Annotated in this window: 9 protein-coding genes; 3 read left to right on the top strand and 6 right to left on the bottom strand. The window is 70.0% G+C overall.

What is annotated here, in order from left to right; translation table 11 throughout:
* Positions 1 to 60: 60 nt before the first annotated feature.
* Together HXX10_RS02830 and HXX10_RS02825 are read right to left on the bottom strand one after the other, a co-directional pair.
* Positions 61 to 1116, bottom strand: coding sequence for an alpha/beta fold hydrolase (locus HXX10_RS02830; protein ID WP_296519969.1), 1056 nt, complete (start codon positions 1114 to 1116; stop codon positions 61 to 63).
* A 38-nt stretch (positions 1117 to 1154) separates the two neighbouring features.
* Positions 1155 to 1772, bottom strand: a complete 618-nt coding sequence (locus tag HXX10_RS02825; protein ID WP_296519966.1) for a peroxidase-related enzyme — start codon at positions 1770 to 1772, stop codon at positions 1155 to 1157.
* Between the two features lie 87 nt (positions 1773 to 1859).
* Here HXX10_RS02825 and HXX10_RS02820 point away from each other — a divergent pair, with 87 nt between their 5' ends.
* The 3 genes from HXX10_RS02820 to HXX10_RS02810 all read left to right on the top strand — a co-directional run bounded on the left by HXX10_RS02820 (position 1860) and on the right by HXX10_RS02810 (position 9211).
* The gene (locus HXX10_RS02820; protein ID WP_296519964.1) at positions 1860 to 3125 is read left to right on the top strand and encodes an aminotransferase class V-fold PLP-dependent enzyme; all 1266 of its coding nucleotides are present in this window, start codon (positions 1860 to 1862) and stop codon (positions 3123 to 3125) included.
* 115 nt (positions 3126 to 3240) lie between these two features.
* Positions 3241 to 8091 carry an NAD-glutamate dehydrogenase gene (locus tag HXX10_RS02815; RefSeq protein ID WP_296519963.1) on the top strand — a complete coding sequence of 1617 codons (4851 nt, stop codon included), beginning with the start codon at positions 3241 to 3243 and terminating at the stop codon, positions 8089 to 8091.
* A gap of 220 nt (positions 8092 to 8311) precedes the next feature.
* Positions 8312 to 9211 carry a radical SAM protein gene (locus HXX10_RS02810; protein WP_296519961.1) on the top strand — a complete coding sequence of 300 codons (900 nt, stop codon included), beginning with the start codon at positions 8312 to 8314 and terminating at the stop codon, positions 9209 to 9211.
* A 130-nt stretch (positions 9212 to 9341) separates the two neighbouring features.
* Here HXX10_RS02810 and HXX10_RS02805 read toward each other — a convergent pair whose 3' ends face one another.
* The 4 genes from HXX10_RS02805 to HXX10_RS02790 form a co-directional block, all read right to left on the bottom strand.
* Complete coding sequence (locus tag HXX10_RS02805) at positions 9342 to 10712, bottom strand: amidohydrolase family protein (RefSeq protein ID WP_296519959.1); 1371 nt, start codon at positions 10710 to 10712, stop codon at positions 9342 to 9344.
* Complete coding sequence (locus HXX10_RS02800; protein WP_296519957.1) at positions 10712 to 11512, bottom strand: ABC transporter permease; 801 nt, start codon at positions 11510 to 11512, stop codon at positions 10712 to 10714. The genes HXX10_RS02805 and HXX10_RS02800 overlap by 1 nt, the downstream gene beginning before the upstream one ends.
* A 33-nt stretch (positions 11513 to 11545) precedes the next feature.
* Positions 11546 to 12370 (bottom strand): ABC transporter ATP-binding protein, encoded by an 825-nt coding sequence (locus HXX10_RS02795; protein WP_296520063.1) that lies wholly within the window; start codon positions 12368 to 12370, stop codon positions 11546 to 11548.
* 117 nt (positions 12371 to 12487) lie between these two features.
* Complete coding sequence (locus tag HXX10_RS02790) at positions 12488 to 13477, bottom strand: ABC transporter substrate-binding protein (RefSeq protein ID WP_296519955.1); 990 nt, start codon at positions 13475 to 13477, stop codon at positions 12488 to 12490.
* Positions 13478 to 14098: the final 621 nt, after the last annotated feature.

The following is a 14098-nucleotide window of genomic DNA, read 5'->3' as shown; positions in this document are numbered from 1 at the left end:
TTGCATGTCCGAAACAGAGAAGGGGCGGCGCGGTGGCCGCCCCTTCGTGAGAGGGTGGGATCAGAAGCGGCCGGCCACGTCCAGGAAGGCCTGCACGGCCTCGAACAGCTTCAGCCGGTTCTTCTCCATGATGATCGTGTGGGTGCCCTCGGCCAGCCAGACATAGCGCTTGTCGGGCGCGTTCTTGAGCAGCGGAAACAGCGTCTGCGCCATATAGGGCGGTGTGTCCTGGTCCCACTCGGCCTGCACCAGAAGGGTCGGCACCGTGATCTTGGCCGGATCGTAATAGGCCTTGCCGGCGCCCCAGAAGTCCGCCGTGTCCTGGACCGTGCCGTTGGGGGCGCGCAGCACCGGCGGGGTCATGGCGGCGCCGACCGGATCGGTGGCGAAGGTGGCGTCGGCCCACTGGTCGAACCAGCCGGCCGGGATCAGGGTCGCCTTCTTGTCCTCGGGCACGCCGGTGAGCCAGCGCCCGAGCGCCTGGTCGCGCCGCACCATACGGTAGGCCGGGATCGGGCCGGCGCCGGCCTGCACCAGCGACGGCGTCGTGCGGATCCATTGCGGGGCGTAGAGGGCGAGGCGCTCGACCTTGTCGGGATTTTGGGTCGTGTAGGTCGCCATCAGGGTGGTGCCCCACGACCAGCCGAGCAGCGTGAGGCGCGGAATGCCGCGGCGCTTCAGGATGTGGTCGACGACCGCGCCGATGTCCTTGACGGCGGTGTCGCCCCGCACGATGGCGCCGTGCGCCTCCGGCTTGTCGGCCATCTCGGGCGGACGTGTCGACTTGCCGTAGCCGCGCAGGTCGAGCAGGTATACGTCGTAGCCGCGCTGCGCGATGTAATCCATCCACGACAGGCCGCCGAGCGGCAGGTCGAACGCGGTGTGGGCCGGATAGGTCGAGCCGTGCACGAACAGCACGGTGCGCTCCGGCCGGAAGCTCGACATGTCGGCGCGGTGCTTGTTGCGGACATAGATCGAGATGCCCGGATCGACCGCGGGCACCATCGTCTCCTCCATCACGACGGCGGGCGCCGTGGCGGCTGGTGCCGCCGTCTGGGCGAGCGCCGGAACGCTCGCGAAGGCGATGACGGCGGCGAGCAGCAATCGGTCGAGCATGTCTTGGTCCTCCCTGATGCAGTCGAGGCGCGGCGCGGTCAGCGCGCCTGCGCGTGATACTCGGGGTTCGGCCGCATGTCGGTCGCCGATGCGAGCCGGTTGGTCATGTTGAAGAAGGCCGCGACGGCCGCGATATCCCAGATGTCGCGATCCGAGAAGCCGACGGCCCGCAAGGCGGCGCGGTCCTCCTCCTCGACGGTCCAGGGCGCTGCCGTCAGCGTCACGGCAAAATCCAGCATGGCGCGCTGGCGCGGCGACAATCGGGCGGCCCGGAAGTTCGTCACCATCTGCTCGCCGAGCACGGGATCGCCCGACAGCGCTCGTACGGCAGCGCCATGCGCCACCAGGCAGTAGTGGCAGTGGTTGTGCGACGACACCGCCACCGCGATCATCTCGCGCTCGAGTTTTGACAGGCCCGAAGGCGCCAGCATCAGATCATTGTAGACGGCGACGAAGCCTTCCAGCTTCGCCATGTCGAAGGCGTATGCTTTCAGAACGTTCGGGACGAAGCCGAGCTTTTCGTCGCATTTTTCGAAATACGCGGCCATGGCCGGGCTGAGCGGAGCGGCCGGGAGGTCGAGCGCGATCACCGGCTCGTCGTCGCGGCGCGCGGTGGTGTCCGTATCGGATGCAATGGCCGAACCCGTCTTCTCCATGCGCGCCTCCTCTCCGCCCGACCGATGGTCTAGACTGCAGCCTACATGGCGGCGGCACGCGAGGCGACCGTCGGCGCAGGAGAGACGATGAGCGCAGCCGCGGGCGACGAAGCGGAGCGAGGCGCCGCCGCCGGGGCGCCTCCGGGTGCCGCCCGCCCGGCCGCCCTCACCGACGGCGAGGTCGCGGCACTGCGCGCCGACACGCCGGCGGTCGGCCATCACGTCCACCTCAACCATGCCAGCGCCAGCCTGGCGCCCGGCGCCGTGATCGCGGCCATGGAACAGTTCCTCGCCGCCGAGCGCGCCATGGGGGTGCATGCAGCGATCGAGGCCCATGCGGGCGCGCTCGACGAGGTCCGCCGCCTGGTCGCCCGCCTGGTCGGGGCGGAGCCGGCCTCCATCGCCTTCGCGGACACGGCGACACGCGCCTTCGCGACGGCGCTCGGCGCGCTGGTCGCCGGCGGCGCCCGCCGGCTCGTCACGGTGCGCAACGAGTGGGGGCCGAATCTCCTCAATGCCGGGCTTTTGGGCGAGCGCGCCGGCCTCGCGGTCGAGGTCCTGCCGGTCGACGCGCAGGGGCGCGTCGAGCCCGACAGGCTGATCGAATCCGTCCGCGCCGGTGATGTCGTGGCGCTGCCGCTGGTGCCGACCGCGAGCGGTCTCGTCAACGACGTCGCGGCGCTGGCGGCGGAGCTGCGGGCGCGCGACGCGCTGGTGATGATCGATGCGGCGCAAGCGGTCGGGCAGATGCCGGTCGACGCCGCGGCTCTGGGGGCCGACGTATTGGTGTTTCCCTCGCGAAAATGGCTGCGCGGGCCGAAGGGTGTCGCGGTGCTGTCCGTCTCGCCGCGGGCGCTCGCCCGCGCCGGGTCGCCGTCGTCGGTCGACATGGCCGGCGTCCGCTGGGACCGCGACGACCGTTTCGCTGTGCGCGACGGGGCGTTGCGCTTCGAGAGCTTCGAGTTCAACCCGGCGGTGCGGCTCGGCCTCGGCGCCGCCGTGCGCCTGGCGCTGTCGCTCGGCCCGGCCCGCATCGCGGTGCGCATCCGCGACCTCGTCGCCCATGCGGTCCGCTGCGCCGAGGCGGCCGGGCTGCCGCCGCCGCTCGAAGCCGGCTCGGAGCACGGCTCCGGCATTTTGACCTGGGCCGACCCGCAACGCGACATCGGCCGCATCGCCACGGCCCTGCAGGCGTCCGGCGTCCGGGTCGCCGTGATAGGGGCCGAGCACGCCCGCCTCGCGCTCGCCGACCGCGGCGTCACGGCGGTGCTGCGCGCCTCGATCCACGCGGTCAACTCACCGGCCGAGATCGACGCCTTCGTGGCCCGTCTCGCTGCCGGGTGGCGGCGCTGACGCACCTGCGAGAAGGGCCGGATCCTCCGTCCGGTTGTGTGCGCCCGCGTGTCTCGCGCCGCGAACCGGCCTATATATCGGGTCGGCAGGTGCGGGCGACTCGATGGAGCACAGCATGGATGCGGAAGCCGGGCCGGGTCCCGACGAGTCGGTCATCCCCAAGGTCGTCGCCGAGGCTGCTGCGATCGTGGCCGCGAAGGCCGAGGCCGCCGACGTGGCGCTGGTCGGCGTCATGTTCGCCGACGTGGCGCCCGAGGATCTCGGCGGCTATGCGGCCGACGAGCTCGCCGCGATGGCGATCGCGGCGCGCGCCTTCATGGCCGAGCGGCCTGCCCGCACGCCGACGATCCGCATCGTGACGCCGGCCGCCGAGGCTGCACCGTCGCCCGTCTCGGTGATCGAGATCGTCAACGACGACATGCCGTTCCTGCTCGACTCGGTGCTCGGCGCCTTGCGCGAGCGCGGGCTCGAGCCGCTGCTCGCCGCCCATCCGGTTCTGGCCGTCGCGCGCGACGGCGCCGGGCGTCTCGTCTCGTGGGCGCCGGCCGGTGGCGCCGCCGAGACGAGGCCGCGCGAAAGCCTGATCCACGTGCATGTCGAGCGGATCGCCGATGCGGCGCGGCGCGACGAGACCATCGCGGCGCTCAAAGCGACGCTCGCCGACGTGCGGTTCGCGGTCGAGGACTGGCGCGCCATGCGCGAGCGTCTCGACGCCGTGATCGCCACGCTGGAGCGCGAGCCGCCGCCGCTGCCCGCCGGCGAGGTCGCCGAGGCGGCCGCCTTCCTGCGCTGGCTGACCGAGGACAACTTCACGTTCCTCGGCATGCGGACCTATGTGATCGATCGCGGCGATGCGGCGGCGGCCGCCGCCGAGGCCGATCCCGCCGACGCGCTCGGCATCCTGCGTCAGAGCGACGTGCGGGTGCTGCGGCGTGGCCGCGAGTTCGTCACCATGACGCCGGAGGTGATGGAGTTCCTGCAGGAGCCCAAGGCCCTGATCATCACCAAGGCGAATGCACGCTCGCGCGTGCATCGGCGCGTCCACATGGACTATATCGGCATCAAGCGCTTCGATGCCGGCGGCCATGTCGTCGGCGAGCTGCGCCTGCTCGGCCTGTTCACGGCGACGGCCTATACGCGCTCGGCCCGCAGCATCCCGTATCTGCGCCGCAAGATCGACGCCGTGATGGGGCGGGCCGGCTTCCCGCCGGCGGGCCATTCGGGTCGCGCCCTCGTCAACGTGCTGGAGACCTATCCGCGCGACGAGCTCTTTCAGATCGACGAGGAGACGCTGCATCGCTTCGCCCTGGTGGTGATGCATCTCGGCGAGCGGCCGCGCGTGCGCGTGCTGGCGCGGCTCGACCGCTTCGACCGCTTCGTCTCGGTGATCGTCTACGTGCCGCGCGACCGCTACGATTCCACGGTGCGCGAGGCGATCGCCGACCATCTCGCCTCCGTCTATGCGGGCCGCATCGTCGCCTTCTATCCGTGGTTTCCGGAAGGCCCGCTGGTGCGCGTCCACTACATCGTGGCGCGCTGGGCCGGCGACACGCCGTGCCCGAGTCGCGCTGCGCTCGAGGACGCCGTCTCGTCGATCGTGCTGACCTGGCAGGATCGCCTCGCCGCCGAGCTCGACGCGACGCTCGATCCGGCGCGCGCGATCTCGTTGCGCGAAAAATACGCCGATGCGTTCTCGCGCGCCTACCGGGCCGCCTTCACGCCGGCGACCGCGGTCGTCGACATCCGCATCCTCGAGCGGCTCACCGCCGAGCGTCCACTCGGCGTCGCCTTCCATCGCCGCACCGGCGACGCGGCGGCCTGCGCGCGCCTGAAGGTGTGGAGCTTCGGTCGGCCGATCCCGCTGTCCGAGCGGGTGCCGGTGCTGGAGCACATGGGCTTCCGGGTCGTCGACGAGAGCACGTTCCGGGTCGATGCGCCGGCCGGCGACGGTCCCCAAATGGGCGCTCATGTGTGGCTGCACGACATGACGCTGGAGCGGCTCGACGGCGGCGCCGTCGATCTCGATCTGCTCGGCCGCCGGCTCGAAGCCGTGTTCCTGATGGCGATGCGCGGCGTCGCAGAGGACGACGGCTACAACGCGCTGGCGCTCGTCGCCGCGCTGCCGTGGCGTGAGATCGCACTGCTGCGCATGCTGTCGCGCTGTCTGCGCCAGGTCGGCGTGCGGTGGTCGCAGGACTACATGTGGTCGACGCTGGCGCGGCACCCGGCGCTCGCCGAGAAGATCGTCACGCTGTTCCACGCCCGCTTCGAGCCGCGCCGGGGTCTCTCGGTCGACGGCCGCGCCGACATGCAGGCGACGCTCCTGCAGGAGATCGAGACCGCGCTCGACGCGGTCGACAGCCTCGACGAGGACCGCATCGTGCGCCGCTTCGTCAACGCCGTGCTGGCGGCGGTGCGCACCAACTTCTATCAGCTCGATCGCGACGGCCAGCCGAAATCGGTTCTGGCGATCAAGTTCGACAGCCGCCGCATCGAGGATCTGCCGCTGCCGCGGCCGCTCTGCGAGGTGTTTGTCTATTCGCCGCGGCTGGAGGCCGTGCATCTGCGCTTCGGCAAGGTGGCGCGCGGCGGCATCCGCTGGTCGGACCGGCCGCAGGATTTCCGCACCGAGGTGCTGAGCCTGGTCAAGGCCCAGCAGGTGAAGAACGCCGTCATCGTCCCGGTCGGCGCCAAGGGCGGCTTCGTGCCGAAGCACCTTCCCACGGGCAATCGCGAGGCCGTGCAGGCCGAGGGCATCGCCACCTACAAGGCGTTCATGGGCGCGCTGCTCGACGTCACCGACACGATCGGGCCGGACGGCGCCGTGGTGCCGGCCGACACGGTGCGGCACGACGGCGACGATCCTTATCTGGTGGTCGCCGCCGACAAGGGCACGGCGACCTTCTCGGACATCGCGAACGGCATCGCGCAGGCTCGCGGCTTCTGGCTCGACGACGCCTTCGCGTCGGGCGGCTCGGCCGGCTACGACCACAAACAGATGGGCATCACGGCGCGCGGCGCCTGGGAGGCGGTAAAGCGCCATTTTCGCGAGATGAACGTCGACATCGGCCGGACGCCGTTCAGCGTGGCGGGCGTCGGCGACATGTCGGGCGACGTCTTCGGCAACGGGCTTCTGCGCGAGCGCACCACCAGGCTGATCGCGGCGTTCGACCATCGCGACATTTTTGTCGATCCGAATCCAGACCCGGAGCGAAGTTATCAGGAGCGGGCGCGGCTGTTCGCCCTGCCTCGATCGAGCTGGCAGGATTATGATCGCGCGCTGATCTCGTCCGGCGGCGGCGTGTTTTCGCGAGCCGCCAAGGAGATCGTGCTGTCGCCGGAAGCGCAGGCCGCCGTCGGGCTCGCAAAGGAGCGCGTCACGCCGGCCGAGCTGATGAGCGCGATTCTCACGGCGCCCGTCGATCTGCTGTGGTTCGGCGGCATCGGCACCTATGTGCGCGCCTCCGAGGAGACCAACGAGCAGGCCGGCGACCGCGCCAACGATGCGATCCGGGTGATCGCCGACTCGCTGCGCTGCAAGGTGGTGGGCGAGGGCGCCAATCTCGGCATGACCCAGCGCGGCCGCATCGCCGCGGCGCGCTCCGGCGTGCGGCTCAACACCGACGCGATCGACAACTCGGCCGGCGTCAACACGTCGGACGTCGAGGTGAATCTCAAGATCGCGCTCGGCCGGCCGCTCGCCGACGGCCGCATCGACCGCGCCGGACGCGACGCACTGCTCGCCTCGCTCACCGACGACGTGGCGCGCCTGGTGCTGCGCAACAACTATCAGCAGACCCAGGCGCTGTCGCTGGCACAGCGGCGCGGCCTCGAGGATCTCGGCTTCCAGCAACGCCTGATGCAGACGCTGGAGCGCCGCAGCCTGCTCGACCGCGCCGTCGAGCTCCTGCCCGACGACGTCGAGATCGCCGAGCGCCGCGCCCGCAGCGAGCCGCTGACGAGGCCCGAGCTCGCCGTGCTGCTCGCCTATGCCAAGCTGTCGCTCGGCCACGACCTGCTCGACTCGGCGATCCCCGACGACGTCTATCTCGGCCGTGAGCTGGGCCGCTATTTCCCCGTCGCGGTGGCGGACAGGTTCCCCGACGCGCTCACCGGCCACCGGCTGCGCCGCGACATCATCGTGACGCAGCTCGCCAACTCGATGATCAACCGCGGCGGCCCGACCCTGGTGGTGCGCATCGCCGACCAGACCGGCGCCGGCCCGGACCGCATCGCCGCGGCCTTCGCGGCGGTGCGCGACTCCTACGACATGGTCGCGCTCAACACCGAGATCGAGGCGCTGGACAACCGGATCGACGGCGGCCTGCAGCTCGCGCTGCTCGAATCGGTGCAGAACCTGCTGCTCGACCGCATGGTGTGGATGCTGCGCCGGATCGACTTCTCCGGCGGGCTCGCCGGCATCGTCGCCCATCATCGCGAGGGGATCGCGACGGTCGTCGAGGCGCTCGACCGCATCCTGCCGAAGGACGCCCAGACGGCGCGTGCCGCCCGCACAAACGAGCTCGCCGCCGCCGGCGTGCCGGAGGCGCTGGCGCGCCGCCTCGCCAACCTGCCGCAGATCGCCGCGGCGACCGACGCCGTGCTGGTCGCCGACCGCACCGGCCGCCCGGTCGCCGAGGTCGCCGCCACCTGGTTCGCGGTCGCCGCCTATTTCGAGGTCGACCGGCTCGCCGGGTCGGCCCGAAAGATCGTGATCGCCGACTATTTCGACCGGCTGGCGCTCGACCGCGCGCTCGACCAGATCGGCGACGCGGCGCGCCGCATCGCGGCCGAGATTCTGGCGGGCGGCGCTTTCGGCGAGGCGGCGGTCGCGGCCTGGGCGAAGGCGCGCGGCTCTGCCGTCGAGCGGGTGCGCGCCGCCGTGCACGAGATCGCCGGCTCCGGCCTGACGCTGTCGCGCCTCTCGGTCGCCGCGAGCTTCCTGGGCGATCTGGCGCCGGGGTGAGTCATCGCTCGCTGGTCATTCCGGGGCGCCGCCCGATGACAGGCTCCGCGGCGAACCCGGAATCCAGCCCGGACGTCGGTGCTCGCCGCTGGATTCCGGGTTCGCGGGCCTTTGGCCCGCGCCCCGGAATGACCGCGCGAAAGCCGGTTGCGTCCGCCCCGCCGCACGGCGCACAATGCCGCCTCTGGTTGTCCCGTACGTTTCTCACGACGGCCAAACGATGACCTGGGCGCCCCTGCAGTACGACGAGCCGCTCTACCGGCCCCCCAGCGAGGGCCGCAACCTGATCATTCAGGCGGCGATCGGCTGCTCGTTCAACCGCTGCACCTTCTGCGCCATGTACAAGACCAAGAGCTTTCGGGCCCGCCCGCTCGGCGACGTGTTCGCCGACATCGAGGCGGCGGCGCGGCTGTGGCCGGACGCCGACCGCATCTTCCTGGCCGACGGCGATGCGCTGGTGCTGGCGACCGAGAGCCTGGCCGTGATCCTCGACCGGCTGGCCGCGGCCTTCCCCCGGCTCGACCGGGTGTCGTGCTACGCGACGCCCATCAATCTGGTGCAGAAGTCGCCGGGCGAGCTCCGGCTGCTTCGCGAGAAGCGCCTGTCGCTCGTCTATGTCGGGGTCGAATCGGGCGCGCCGACCATCCTGTCGCGCATCCGCAAGGGGGCGACGCCCGAGGGCATCGCCGAGGCGCTGAACCGGGCCGACGCGGCCGGCATCGCCGTGTCGGCGACCGTGATCCTCGGCATCGGCGGCAAGCGGCTGTGGCGCGAGCATGTGGAGGGCACCGCCGCCGTCATCAACGCGGCGCCGCCGGCGTTCCTGTCGACGCTGCAGCTCCGTCTCGGCGCGGATGAGCTGGAGGAGTTCGTCACCCGCTTTCAGCGCGACGGCACGCCGTTCGAGGAGCAGGACGACGAGGGCGTGCTGGCCGAGCAGGAGGCGCTGCTCGCCGGGCTCGATCCGAAGAAGGCGATCGTGTTCCGCTCCAACCACGCCTCGAACTGTCTGCCGCTCGCCGGCACGCTCCCCGCCGACCGCGACCGCCTCGTCGGGATCGTGACGGCCGCCCGCCGCGGCGCCCCGGTGCTACGGCCGGAATTCTTGAGAGGGCTGTGACAGCAAAAGACTTCGTCATTCCGGGGCGCTGCGAAGCAGCGAGCCCGGAATCCATACTCGCAAACCGGGGTTATGGATTCCGGGCTCGCGGGCTTGCAGCCCGCGCCCCGGAATGACGAGGATCAGATCCTCACACCACCATCCGGCTCACTGCCGTTCGCGCCTCGGCGGCGATGCGCGACAGATCGAGGCCGGGGATGCGGCCGTCCTCGACGACCAGGCGGCCGTTGCAAAAACCGTATTTCACATGCGCCTGGCCGCCGCCCGCGACCGGGCCGATGGCGGGGTCGTGCAGGCCGGCGTAGCGGATGTGGTCGAGCGAGTAGACCATCAGGTCCGCGGCCATGCCGGGCGCGAGCGTGCCGACCTTGTCCAGGCCGAGCACCGTGGCGCCGCCCGCCGTGCCCCAGCGGATCACCTCTTCCACCGTGACGCTGGCGGCGCCGTCGCGGGCGCGGTGCACCAGCCACGCCATGTGGGTCTCGTCGATCATGTCGGCGGCCTCGTTGGAGGCCGAGCCGTCGACGCCGAGCGACACCCGTCCGCCGATGCGCGCCAGCGCCGGCGCCGGCGCGATGCCGGAGCCGAGCCGGCAGTTCGACTGCGGGCAATGCGCCATGCCGGTCTTGGTGTCGGCCAGCAGGCGAATCTCGTCCGGATCGAGATGCACTAGATGGGCGAAGAACACGTCGGGCCCGACCCAGTCGTGCCGGGCGACGAACTCCAGCGGCTTGCAGTGATGCACGTCGCGGCAGAAATGCACGTAGTCGAGCGATTCGGAGAGATGGCTGTGCAGGCCGATTCCCATCTTTCGCGCCGCCGCCGCGAACTGGGGCAGCTCGTGCGGATGCACCGACCAGGTCGGCGTGGTCGGCGCCAGCACCACCTTGCGCATCGCGTCGCCGTTCGCCTGATGGAAGCGGCGCACGTCGCCCTCGACGCTCGCCAGCATGCCGTCCAGCGTTTCGGGCCGCGCCTCCGGCGGCGGGTTCACGTCGATGTCGCGCACCCGCGTCGCGCCGCCGCGCATCAGCACGAAGCGGACGCCGAACTTTTCCGCCACCTCGAACAGCACGGCGCTGCCGTCGAACCCCATCTCGGGCCAGTAGGCGTAGTTGTGGTCCGCGATGGTGGTGCAGCCGGAGAGCAGCAGCTCGGCGATGCCGATGGTGGCGGCGAGGCGGAGATTGTCTTCCGTGGCGAAGCGCCGGTAGGCCACCGGCACGGCGGAGAGCCACGGCACGAGCTGCAGGTCGATGCCGGCCGGCACGCCCTTCAGCAGCGCCTGGAACAGGTGATGATGCGTGTTGATCCAGCCCGGATAGATCACGCAGTCGGTGGCGTCGAGCACGCGCTCGCCGGGTTTCGGCGCGAGCGTGCCGATCTCCGCGATGTGCGTGCCTTCGATGCGGATGTCGGAGCCGCGCGCGCGTGCCGCGCCACCCGCGCCGCCCGCGCCGCCCGTCATGATGGCGGTGGCGTTGCGAACGAGAAGGTCCATCAGGTCTCCGGAACGAGCTCGCTCTCGTGCCAGTCGCCGAGCGCGAGCTTCGACAGCGCCACCATCAGGAGGAAGAGAGCGACGCCGGTGAGCGTGATCAGGAACAGGGCGGCGAACAGCAGCGGGATGTCGAGCTGGAAGCCGGCCTGGAGAATCTGATAGGCGAGCCCGGCCGAGGTGCCGCCCGTGCCGGCGACGAACTCGGCCACCACGGCGCCGATCAGCGCCAGGCCGGACGAGATGCGCAGGCCGCCGAAGAAGTAGGGCGCGGCGCTGGGGATGCGCAGCCGCACCAGCTCCTGCAGCCGCGTCGCCTTGTTCATGCGGAAAAGATTCAGAAGGCCGGGATTGACGCTGCGCAGTCCCAAAATGGTGTTCGAGATGATCGGGAACAGCGCCACGATGGTGGCGCAGACGACCAGCGCCGCGGTCGGCTGCTTGACCCAGATGATGATCAGCGGCGCGATGGCGACGACCGGCGTCACCTGCAGCAGCACGGCGTAGGGAAAGAACGACATCTCGATCAGCCGGCTCTGCGCGAACGCGAAGGCGATCAAGGTGCCGATCAGCACGGCAAAGAAGAACGCCATGAAGGTGACCTGCAACGTCACCAGGAGCGAGTTGAACAAGAGCGGCCACTGCGTCACGAGGGTCTCGGCGACCAGGAACGGCGAGGGGACCAGATATTTCGGCACCTGCCAGTATCGGACCGATCCCTCCCACATCACCAGCATCACCACGCCGACCAGGATCGGCAGGACGATGCCGAGGACGCGGCTGTTCTTGTCGATTGCGGCCATACTCGTTTCCCGGTCTCGCCGTTGGAACTCGGCTCAGATATGCGGCGCGCCCGAGATGCTGGCTTCCGCCAGCAGGACCTGCAGGTCGCGCGCATAGGCGGCGAATTTTTGCGACACTCGGAAGGCGTCGTCGCGCGGATAGGGCTCGTCGATGATCAGCTCGCGCAGCACGCGGCCGGGCCGCGCCGCCATCACGACGACGCGGGTGGAGAGGAACACCGACTCGTAGATGCTGTGGGTGACGAACACCACGGTCAGTTTCTTCTGGAACCAGAGGTCCAGCAGATCCTGGTCGAGCTTGTTGCGGGTGATCTCGTCGAGCGCGCCGAACGGCTCGTCCATCAAGAGGAGGTTCGGCTCGGTGACCAGCGCGCGGGCGATCGAGACGCGCATCTGCATGCCGCCGGAGAGCTCGCGCGGGTAGCAGCCGTCGAAACGAGAGAGGCCGACCATGGCGAGCGCCTGGTCGACGCGGGCGTCGCCTTCCTGCTTCGGCGTGCCGGCGAGATCGAGCGGCAGGCGGACATTGGATCGCACCCGCGACCACGGCATCAGGGTCGGGTCCTGGAAGACGAAGACGAGCTTCCGGCCCGCCTGGCCGACATGGTCGTAGTCGCGCCCCCACCACATCAGGCCGCCCGAGGTCGGCTCGATCAGGTTGGCGACCATCTTGAGCAGGGTCGACTTGCCGCAGCCGGAGGGCCCCAGCAGGGTGACGAACTCGCCCTGGTCGACGGTCAGATCGATCGGCGCCAGCGCCCGCGTCCCGTTGCCGAACACCTTGTCGGCGCCGAGCACCTCGATGGCGGGCGGTCCCGCCGCGGGGTCTGTGTCCGGTGCGCGCACCGCCTGGGCCATCCTCATCGTCGAGTCCACTTCCTCACCGTCGACGGGGCCGGGCACTCGCGTGGTCCCGTCGTTCGGGCTTCGCCTCGGGCGTGCGCGCGGAGCGGCCGCCGGCCGCTCCGCCGCGCGTCACGGCATGATCTTGAGGTCCTTCACGAACTGCAGCGTGTAGGCCGACTTCACGTCGACCTCGGGCTTGAGCAGCTTTTCCTGCACCATGAAGTCGTAGGTCGCCTTCCAGCGCGCATCCGTCATCACGCCGATGCCCTGGGTCGCCGCATCCCCGTCCACCAGGACCTTGCTCTCGCGGAGCTTGCCGATCGCATAGGCGATCTGCTCGTCCTTCATGTTGGGGTTGTCTTTCTTGATCAGCGCGTTGGCGGGGGCGGGGTCGCCGTAGATGTAGCTCTTCCAGCCCTCCATCGAGGCCTTCACGAAACGCTGCACCATGTCGGGCTTGTCCTTCACGGTTTTCTGCAGCGTCACGATGGTGGTGCCGTAGGGCGGATAGCCGTCCTTGGCGAACAGGAAGAAGTTCACCTTGGCGCCGCCCTGCATGGCGGCGAACGGCTCCGACGACATGTAGGCCTGCTGGGCCGTGTTGGGGTCGGCCAGGAAGGGCTGCAGGTTGAACGTGTAGGCGCGGGTCTGGTCGTCCGTGTAGCCGAACTTGGCCTTCATCCACGGCCACCAGTTGGAGCGGCCGGCGGTGGCGACCAGGATGGTCTTGCCCTTCAGGTCGGCTAGGCTCTTGACGTCCGGGTGGGTCATCAGGCCCTGCAGGTCCGACTGGAACGAGGTCGCCACCGTCACGGCCGGCACGCCCTGCTCGAGCGCCTTGAACACCGAGAAGTCGTAGCTCATCAGGAAGTCGGTCTGCTCGGCGCCGAGGATCTGCATGCCGTTGATCTGTGGGCCGCCCATGCGGACCGTCACGTCGAGCCCGTACTTCTTGTAGATGCCGGTGGCGACCGCCTGGTAGAAGCCGCCGTGCTCGGCCTGGGCGTACCAGCTCGTCAGAATCGTGACCTTGTCCTCGGCGCGGGCGGGCGCGGCGGTCAAGGCGACCGTGGCGGCAAGGCAGGCAAAAGCGGCCAACGGGCGCACGAAAGCAGGCATGGAGACCTCATCCTTTGGCGGAAAATCAGACGGGGCGGCACCGAAGCGGAGAGACGCCGGCGTGAATACGCCGACCAGAGACGTTCGCTGACACCCTGCCTGACGGTCCCGCGCGGCGACGCCACGCACCTTCCAGATCGGCGATCACGTGTCGGGTCGAAAACCGACCGACGTCGCGCCGCACGACAAAATGACGCCGCTTGCCGAGGCTCGCAAGCTGTCGGGTGCACACGATTAGTGGCATTGGCGCACCGATTGTCAATCAACGGCAACGTCTCGATTTTGGGCAGATGCCCAATCTTTTGTCGCGGCTGCGAGGCGAGCAGGTGGGGTGCGTCTCGAAGGACCGGCCGTGAGATCTCGCACGGCGGCTCGATCGCCTTGGCCTGCAAGCGGTCGCGTGACGGTCCGTGCAGGTCACGCTGGCCGGTTGATGCGCGGCCGCGAGGGCACGCAGGTCGCCCGCGACGCCGGCGCATGGCTGTGGATGAGGAGGGCGGTTCGGCGACCGGTCGAGATTGCGAGCCACCGGCGGCGAGGCATCGGGGTCGAGGCCGGCCGGGGGGATCTTCGGCCAGTATCGAAGAAACCGTTTACCATCAGAGGCTTTTCGGGATCGAT

Source organism: Rhodoplanes sp., from assembly GCF_013377085.1.
GTDB lineage: Bacteria > Pseudomonadota > Alphaproteobacteria > Rhizobiales > Xanthobacteraceae > Rhodoplanes.
Note: the sequence above shows the minus strand (reverse complement) of the source record. Positions and strands in the feature narration are given on the sequence as shown.

Excerpts from the sequence above, each read along its gene's own strand:
- HXX10_RS02830 (WP_296519969.1), bottom strand. The coding sequence starts at position 1,116 with ATGCTCGACCGATTGCTGCTCGCCGCCGTCATCGCCTTCGCGAGCGTT.
- HXX10_RS02825 (WP_296519966.1), bottom strand. The coding sequence starts at position 1,772 with ATGGAGAAGACGGGTTCGGCCATTGCATCCGATACGGACACCACCGCG.
- HXX10_RS02820 (WP_296519964.1), top strand. The coding sequence starts at position 1,860 with ATGAGCGCAGCCGCGGGCGACGAAGCGGAGCGAGGCGCCGCCGCCGGG.
- HXX10_RS02815 (WP_296519963.1), top strand. The coding sequence starts at position 3,241 with ATGGATGCGGAAGCCGGGCCGGGTCCCGACGAGTCGGTCATCCCCAAG.
- HXX10_RS02810 (WP_296519961.1), top strand. The coding sequence starts at position 8,312 with ATGACCTGGGCGCCCCTGCAGTACGACGAGCCGCTCTACCGGCCCCCC.
- HXX10_RS02805 (WP_296519959.1), bottom strand. The coding sequence starts at position 10,712 with ATGGACCTTCTCGTTCGCAACGCCACCGCCATCATGACGGGCGGCGCG.
- HXX10_RS02800 (WP_296519957.1), bottom strand. The coding sequence starts at position 11,512 with ATGGCCGCAATCGACAAGAACAGCCGCGTCCTCGGCATCGTCCTGCCG.
- HXX10_RS02795 (WP_296520063.1), bottom strand. The coding sequence starts at position 12,370 with ATGGCCCAGGCGGTGCGCGCACCGGACACAGACCCCGCGGCGGGACCG.
- HXX10_RS02790 (WP_296519955.1), bottom strand. The coding sequence starts at position 13,477 with ATGCCTGCTTTCGTGCGCCCGTTGGCCGCTTTTGCCTGCCTTGCCGCC.